Here is a 6,585-nt window from a genome sequence, read left to right as displayed (position 1 = left end):
CGATCGTATGAGTGTAAACGGGGTGGCGAAAACGACCTTAACGACGGATGAGCAAGGCGATTTCACCTATAATAATAGTACATTAGTAGCGGGCGACGTGGTGAAAGCGGAGATGAAAATAAATGGCGCATACACTGGCGCGAAAGAAGTGACCGTGGTAGATAATGGAATCGTTCCTGCTATCACACTACAAGAAATAGAAGAAACCCACACAATTATCAAGGGGAAGACCACCCTATTTAATAATTTGATTCGTGTGAGTCTGAACGGAGTCGTGAAAGACATCATTACATCGGATGAAACGGGGGATTTTAGCTATACCATTGGGAAGCTTCAACAGAATGATGTCATTGAAGTGGCGCTACGTGTGAATGGGAAATATGTTGTATCTGCCACAACGATTGTAAAAGAGGAACTTATTAGAGGAATATATGGAACTGTGCCGTGGACATGGGAAGTATCCAGCCGAACATTAACGTTTGGTAGTGGCTCATTCCCCACCTCAAACAGTGATACTAATATTCTAAGTATACAAAAAGATAAAAGATTAAAGGGGATGACGATTCAAAACATAAAATTCACAAAACCAGTCATGGGAAATCAACAGTCCCAGGAATTATTTTCTGGTTTGAGTGAGATTCAAACAATTCAGGGACTAGTATTATTAGATACCTCCAACGTGACCAATATGTCTGGGATGTTTGGTGGATTGGATGGATTGAGATTACTAGATCTAGGAGGTTGGGATACTTCGAATGTGACCGATATGTCTGATATGTTTTCAAGTTCACATCGCTTGGGGCCACTAGATATAGGAAACTGGGATACCTCGAAAGTGATTGATATGTCTGGGATGTTTAGTAACGCAGACATTAAAAGACCAGATATAGGAAACTGGGATACATCAAGTGTGACTGATATGTCTCGGATGTTCCTCGAGTCAAGTTTCTTGGAGTCGCTTGACATAGGACGGTGGGATACCTCGAAGGTGACTGACATGTCTCAGATGTTTTATCAGACAACGTGCTTGGAGTCACTTGACATAGGACAGTGGGATACCTCGAAGGTGACTGATATGTCTGGGATGTTTTTTGGGCTCGAAATAGGCGGCTTGCGCTGGCTAAATATAGAAAAATGGAATACATCGAGCGTGACCGATATGAGTGAAATGTTCTTCGGAGCAGCGTTCTTGACATCGCTAGACCTAGGAAACTGGGATACCTCGAACGTAAAAGATATGGCTGACATGTTTGGGGATACAAAAAGTTTGAAATCGCTAGAGATAGGAGACTGGGATACCTCCGAGGTGACCAATATGTTTGGGATGTTTTTTATATGGGGTAGTAAAGCTAGTCTGAAAACCCTTGAAATAAGCAGGTGGGATACCTCCAAGGTGACCAATATGTCTAGGATGTTTTTCGGTGCAAGCGGACTGACGAGCGTGGATGTGGGAAGTTGGGATACCTCAAACGTGACCGTTATGTATGATATGTTTTCTGGAGCAAGCAGTTTGGAATCTCTAGATGTAAGCAGGTGGGATACCTCCAAGGTGACCAATATGTCTAGGATGTTTTCCGATGCTACAGCATTAGATACCTTGAAGTTAGGTGCTAAATTTAAATTTAAAGGTAGTGCAGGTCTAATGGAAAAGAACGTAACACCCTATACAGGGAAATGGAAGAACACGCAAGATGAAGCGGCTTTATACGGCTCTACGGCGGAGTTTGTAACGGGGTATGATGGCTTGAAACCAGGAACGTATATTAGAGAGAAATTAAAATAAATGGAGAGGGAGGGTGTATGTTCGAAAAGAGCATGCACTTTCTGCTTGTCCATCATAGGTAACTCCATCAGATGAAAGTCACGAGCGTAGTAAAATAGAGAAACATCTCAAAAACGAATGTTTATGAGATAGTTTATTTCTTCCCATCATTTTTAGCAAAAGTACATGTTTTAGCGTCTCAAAATATTGCTCAAAAACTATAGCTCTTTAACCACCCTTTATGGTATAATTTTAATGAAAAGGTGGTTATTTTATGAATCCTTATATTTATGGTTACGCACGTGTTAGTACAAAACAGCAAGAATTGAATCGACAAATTGATTTATTAGAAAAATATGAATGTAATGAAATATTGACAGAAAAAATAACAGGTACAAAATCGGATAGACCGGAGTTAAATCGATTAAAGGATAAATTGCGCCCTGGGGATATTGTGGTTGTTGAAAGTTTTTCCAGATTAGGAAGAAGTACAAAAGATTTGATAGAATTGGTTACATACTTCGAAGAACGAACCATCAAATTGATCAGTGTGAAAGAAAATTTCGATACGACAACACCACAAGGAAAACTAATGATGACGGTCTTTCAAGCCTTCAGCCAATTTGAACGCGATCTAATTGTGGAAAGAACCAAAGAGGGTTTAAAAAGTGCTCGAGCACGTGGCAGGAAAGGAGGAAGGCCCCGAGTCGCCTCTAAAGAAATCACTAGAGCGCTTAACTTATATCGATCAGAAGAATATAGTGTAAAAGAAATCGTTGAAATGACAGGGATTAGTAGAGCTACACTTTACAGATACGTCAATACGGAATCACTTTCTTAAGTATGAGCTATTAGGAGGCGTTGTTGTGAATAAATACAAAATTCCACTTACCGCTTATCCAGAACAAATAAGAGAACTAGCAGTCTATAGATACAAAGTGATTGAACCCTACTTACTTCATGAAAAAACATGCAAGCATATAATAGAAGAAACGGGACTATCTGAGCGCACCATTTGGTATTGGATTAGTCAATACCGAATGGATGGCTTAAAGGGACTACTAAGAGAACCTAGAAAAGATAAAGGAAGCATACGAGTCGCTCGTGAAGTAAAGGAACAAACGACAAAACTACTGCTGCAGCATAAAAAAAGAAGCATCGCTTCTATTCATCGAGAAATGTGTACTTTTTGTGGCCTGAATAATTTTGCTGCGCCTAGTTATCACCAGGTGTATGCTATTAGTAAAAAATTTGTCCCCCCGTTTGAAAAAAACTAGCCCATGATGGTATGAAAAGTTATCAAAATAAATACGATATAGTATACAGGAGAGAAGCTTCTCATCCTAATGAAATTTGGCAAGCTGATCACACGCTATTAGATATTGTAGTAGCCATGGGCCCTAATAAAAAAGGACGTCCGTGGTTAACCATTATTATGGATGACTATAGTCGATCTATCGCAGGGTATTACCTTTCTTTGAAAGCGCCATCTTCTATACAGACAGCATTGGCGCTTTATCAAGCCATAAAACCTAAAGAGAAGAAGCAATGGGCTATCAATGGAGTCCCTGAAAAATTTTATACAGATCATGGTTCTGATTTTGTGTCAAAGCATATGGAACAAGTCGCGATTGATTTGAGGATGAATCTTCTATTCTCAAAAGTAGGTGTCCCTCGAGGTAGAGGTAAAATTGAGCGTTTTTTTTCTCACTGTCAATCAGATGCTTTTACAAGAGTTGCCTGGATATATTCCTGCCCGTCAACAGCAGCATCTGTTGACCTATCAGGAGTTAGATTCGAAGATAGAGCATTTTATCACGGAAGTCTATCATCAAAAAGTGCATGCTACGATTAAAGAAACGCCCCTTGCTTTATGGAACGAAGGACAGTTTTTACCAAACCTACCAGAAAATATGGAGGATCTGGATTTACTGTTACTGCATGTTGCTAAGACTAGAAAAGTGCACTCCGATGGTATTTACTTTCAAGGTTTGAAATACATGAACACTAATTTAGCGGCATATGTCAATGAGTCCGTCATTATTCGGTACAATCCACGTGATTTAGCAGAGATAAAGGTATTCTATCAAGATCAGTTTCTCTGTTCTGCCATCGCAGATGAAATTTCGAGTTATAAAGTAAGTATGGATGATATTGCTAAAGCCCGAAGGAAACTAAGTACTGCATTGAAACAAGAATTACAGTTCCATAAAACAGTCAGTGAAGAAGCTATTCAATTGAGCCAACGCACGGAGGAATTAACGCCTGTTAGTTCAACGTCAAAATTGAAGAGGTATATTCATGAATAGAGAACAGCAGTATATAGAAACCAAAGCATATAAACAGTTTGAGGAATTCTGTGATGCTTGTAAGAAGTATAAATATATTGGGATTTGTCACGGTTTACCAGGTGTTGGGAAAACACAAGCAGCTCGTCATTACGCAGATTGGGACAGGCTTTATCCAGCTTTTTGTGAATTCGACAGAAAATATGAAGTAACAGATGAGTTGACTGCCGAATTGGCGAAAGAAAAGCACACCATTTTTATAACAGCACCTACGCTTGGCGTTAACCAGATAACAAAGGACATTAAAAAGATAGGCTATAGAATCACTTACATGGCTCGTGAAGCTTTTTATGAATGGGACGATGGGGTAGATTTAATCATTATCGATGAGGTTGACCGTTTAAAGATGGCTCATTTAGAGCAAATACGCGATCTATATGATCGGCAAAATGTTCCCTTAATTCTAATCGGTATGCCTGGTATTGAAAAGCGACTATCCAGATATCCACAGCTATATTCGCGTATTGGTTTTGCCCATGAATATAAAAAAATGGATAAAATAGAAGCGGAACATATTCTCCATTATAAATGGGAAGAACTTGGGCTAGGCTTACAATTAGCTGATTTCTCCAATTACGAAGCGATGAATCTAATATTGAAGATTACCAACGGAAACTTTCGTTTAATCCACCGGCTATTCACTCAAATAGAAAGAGTCATGGAGATTAATCAATTACAGGAAATTAGTGTTGATGTGGTTGAAACAGCAAGAGATAGCTTAGTTATAGGATAACTAAACAGGCATTGTAAAAAAGCTTGGGCAAAGCCTTGAAAGAAGGCGTTTTATGTGAATGAAGTAGACCCGATTAAAGATGTGGAAAAAATAGATCTCATAAAACATATTTTGGCTATGGGGGAATATGGACAACGGAATCTGTTGTTATTTACCCTAGGTATCAATACTGCCTATTTGATTTCAGATTTGACTGCACTGAAGTTTTCCAACTTATTGGAAGTAAACCAAAATAAAGTACATGCAAAAGCGCAGATAATGATGAAAGAAACAGATGCTGGGAAAAAAAATTTATATTAACTTAACAAAGAAAATGCAACGAGATATTCTGGCTTTTATGCAGGATCAGCATCCAACGTGGTATGAAGTAGGAGACTTGGATCATTATATTTTTATTAGCCGGATGCATAATGGTGGAGAGCGCGCAATCAGTAGGCATCAAGTTTGGTCGATTATATCAGAAGCTGCAACGAAAGCAGGTTTAAAAAACATCGGGCCACACAGTATGCGGAAAACGTTTGGATACCATCTTTATAAAAATGGAACAGACATTCAATTAATCCAAGATATTCTGAATCATTCCTCAACCACGATTACATGCCAGTATATCGGTATTGCACAAGAGGATAAGGGACAGCCTATACACAGTCCTGGATTGTAGTAAGCGTAGATAAAAAAAAGTGGAGGCCTTTTAACATGACAGGTTCTCCACTTTTAGTGCAAATTATCTCTTAAAATCCTGCAAAATAAAATTAAAAATGATACGCCCAAAGTGTTGGGCGATTTCCACCAGTATCACACAATGCTATTATGTGATACTCGTTTTCGGCATTCTGTAAAACAAAACATACTTATTTAACACAGTATACGTTTCTTCTATCCGATATCCTAAATAGTGATTAAAGAGCTATCGTTTTTGAGCAATATTTTGAAACACTAACACACACTTTTGCTAAACATAGAAAGAAGAAATAAACCATCTCATAAACATTCATTTTTGAGATGTTTCTCTATTTGACTACGCTCGTGACTTTCATCGGATCGAGTTACCTAAAATGGACCAGAAAAAGGTGCATGCTCTTTTCGAACATACACCCTCCCTCTCCATTTATTTTATTTTCTCTCTAACATACGTTCCTGGTTTCGAACCATCATATCCCTTTACAAATCCCGCGGTAGAGCCATATGATACTGTTTCATCTTGCGCGTTCTTCCATTTTCCTGTATAGGGTACTGCGTTCTTTTCCATTAGACCTGTACTATCTTTAAATCTAAATTTAACACCTAACTTCAAGCTATCTAATGATGTAGCATCGACAAACATATAAGTCATACTGGTAACCTTCGAGGTATCCCAACTTCTTACATCCACACTCGTCAGTCCACTTGCTCCATAAAACATACTAGTCATAGTGATCACGTTTGAGATATCCCAACTTCCTACATCCACACTCGTCAGTCCTCTTGCATCGGAAAACATCCTAGACATAGTGGTCACGTTTGAGGTATCCCAGCTTCCTACATCCACGCTTGTCAGTCCACTTGCTCCATAAAACATCCAAGACATATCGGTCACCTTCGAGGTATCCCAACTTCTTACATCCACACTCGTCAGTCCACTTGCTCCAGAAAACATCCTAGACATAGTGGTCACGTTTGAGGTATCCCAGCTTCCTACATCCACACTCGTCAGTCCACCTTGCTCCACTAAAACATACATAGTTCATAGTGGTCACGTTTGA

The 6,585-nt window shown here is 39.0% G+C and carries 5 protein-coding genes and 2 pseudogenes; 6 read left to right on the top strand and 1 reads right to left on the bottom strand.

Annotation, left to right across the window (positions count from 1 at the left end; genetic code table 11):
* From PCORN_RS16525 to PCORN_RS20575, 6 genes and pseudogenes are all read left to right on the top strand, one after another.
* Positions 1–1,783, top strand: a 1,783-nt coding sequence (locus PCORN_RS16525; RefSeq protein ID WP_149024407.1) for a BspA family leucine-rich repeat surface protein, incomplete at its 5' end; no start/stop codon positions are given.
* Positions 1,784–2,036: 253 nt separating this feature from the next.
* Positions 2,037–2,582: pseudogene (locus PCORN_RS16520) on the top strand (recombinase family protein); the annotation flags it as partial.
* A 46-nt stretch (positions 2,583–2,628) separates the two neighbouring features.
* Positions 2,629–4,071, top strand: a pseudogene (locus PCORN_RS21450) (transposase).
* A complete protein-coding gene (locus PCORN_RS16510) occupies positions 4,064–4,843 on the top strand; it encodes an AAA family ATPase (protein WP_036082603.1) in 780 nt (259 codons plus the stop codon). The pseudogene PCORN_RS21450 and the gene PCORN_RS16510 overlap by 8 nt, the downstream one beginning before the upstream one ends.
* Before the next feature lie 54 nt (positions 4,844–4,897).
* Positions 4,898–5,143, top strand: a complete 246-nt coding sequence (locus tag PCORN_RS20580) for a site-specific integrase (RefSeq protein ID WP_241433230.1) — start codon at positions 4,898–4,900, stop codon at positions 5,141–5,143.
* Positions 5,118–5,504, top strand: a complete 387-nt coding sequence (locus PCORN_RS20575) for a tyrosine-type recombinase/integrase (RefSeq protein ID WP_241433229.1) — start codon at positions 5,118–5,120, stop codon at positions 5,502–5,504. The genes PCORN_RS20580 and PCORN_RS20575 overlap by 26 nt, the downstream gene beginning before the upstream one ends.
* A gap of 447 nt (positions 5,505–5,951) precedes the next feature.
* Here the strand turns inward: PCORN_RS20575 and PCORN_RS16500 are convergent, their stop codons facing one another.
* Positions 5,952–6,563: a BspA family leucine-rich repeat surface protein gene (locus PCORN_RS16500; RefSeq protein ID WP_036082601.1), complete on the bottom strand. Its 612-nt coding sequence runs from the start codon at positions 6,561–6,563 to the stop codon at positions 5,952–5,954.
* Between the last annotated feature and the right edge of the window lie 22 nt (positions 6,564–6,585).

It is taken from the genome of Listeria cornellensis FSL F6-0969, from assembly GCF_000525855.1.
Taxonomy (GTDB): Bacteria; Bacillota; Bacilli; order Lactobacillales; family Listeriaceae; genus Listeria_A; species Listeria_A cornellensis.
The sequence above is the reverse complement of the archived record's forward strand: the minus strand, read 5'-3'. Positions and strand labels throughout refer to the sequence as shown.